We start from the raw sequence: 1,498 nt of genomic DNA, 5'->3' as shown, positions 1-1,498 counted from the left end.
CATACCCTGGTTTTTAACTGCCTTCTGCATACTCCTTGCTGCCTACTAAAACCCGCTCTCTCGACCCACACCTTCTGACTTCTGACTTCTGCTCTTTGGGCTCCTGGCTTCTGTTCTTATTCATACTTCCTGGCTACATTGATCGAGGGCGTTTCTTGTTTAAACACGAGGAAGCGGCGGACGATCAAGTAGACAAGCGGGGTGAGAAGCGCGTTGTAGATCGCCGTCGGAAGAATTACCTGAAGCATCAGCACTTTGATGGGCGTGATTTCGCCAAGCAGGAACATAAACCCCACGTAGACGAATTCGTTGAGCCACGTTGCGATGAAAATCGCTACCATCGGCAACAGAATGTTTTCGACGAAGATCGTCCTCTGGACCAGCCCCGCGAAAAACCCCACGATTGATTTACTTACCAGGCCGAGCCCCACGTGCGTGCCGCCGACAAGATCACCTAAGAGCCCCCCGAAAAAGCCCGCGATCGCACCGACCGGCGGCCCATAGGTAAAACCGTAGAGCGCCGTCACAATGAGAATGACATCCGGTTTAGTTCCGCCTAGAGCTATATGCGGGACCAGCACCGCCTGCAAAATAAAGGCACCGAGCACGACCAGGCAAGATTGGATTATCGGCCACATCAGTTGCCCTCCGTGATCGAAACCCCGGGGTCATATTGCAGGATAAGAACTTCCTCTATATGCGAAAAGTCGATAGGCGGCTCGACTTCAACGATTTTATAGAGGCTATAGACCGACTGGCGCACTTTGGCGACCATGCCAACGTAGAGATCCCTGGGGAAAATCCCCCCAAGTCCCGAGGTGACGATAATATCGCCGTTTTTAATGTCCGAATCCCTGGAAATGTACTGCAAAACCAGCCGCTTGTCTTTGAGTTGGCCTTTTATAACACCCACCTCGCCCGTTCGCTGCACCTGCACCGAGACGCCGCTCTGGGCATCGTTTAAGAGGACGACCTTTGAGACGCGCGACGAGGCATCTGAAACCTGGCCGACAAGCCCGCCGCCCGCAATAACGGGCATATTATGCTTGACCCCGGCCGAGAGACCACGGTCGACGATGATTGAAGACCACCAGTTGTTCTCGGGCATACCGATAACATTGGCGGCGATGGTACCGTATTTTTGCTTTTGCTTAAAATCGATAAGTTTTCGTAAGCGGTCGTTTTCGGCCTCGAGGCCGTGGCGCGCGAACAGCTCGCTTTTAAGCGCCGATACTTCTTTTTGCAGTTCCTTGTTTTCGCGTTTGAGTTCGCCAAAATGCGCAAGATAATCCCAGCCGTCCCCTACAGGAGTGAGCGCTGTAGTTACGGCCGCTTGCAGCGGGGCTGTTGCCGCCAGCACCAGGCGTTGTGCCCGGTGGATGGGGCCGTCCTGACCTTCACGAAAGTGAACGGTGAGGATAACCATACTTATAAAAATAAGCCCGAAGAGAATCAGGTAATTGCGTCTACCGAAAAACTCCGGCATAAAAAACTCCTC

Annotated in this window: 2 protein-coding genes; both read right to left on the bottom strand. The window is 53.1% G+C overall.

Annotated features, from left to right (window positions below; all coding sequences use genetic code 11):
* Positions 1-116: 116 nt before the first annotated feature.
* Entirely contained in the window at positions 117-638 is a 522-nt protein-coding gene (gene mreD, locus COY37_RS06070; RefSeq protein ID WP_286976744.1) for a rod shape-determining protein MreD, read from the bottom strand.
* The coding region (gene mreC / locus COY37_RS06065; RefSeq protein WP_286976742.1) for a rod shape-determining protein MreC at positions 638-1,498 on the bottom strand (861 nt) is incomplete at its 5' end. The genes mreD and mreC, both read right to left, overlap by 1 nt.

It is taken from the genome of Candidatus Aquicultor secundus (assembly GCF_002791875.1).
In the GTDB taxonomy this organism is placed as follows: domain Bacteria; phylum Actinomycetota; class Aquicultoria; order Aquicultorales; family Aquicultoraceae; genus Aquicultor_A; species Aquicultor_A secundus.
Note: the sequence above shows the minus strand (reverse complement) of the source record. Positions and strands in the feature narration are given on the sequence as shown.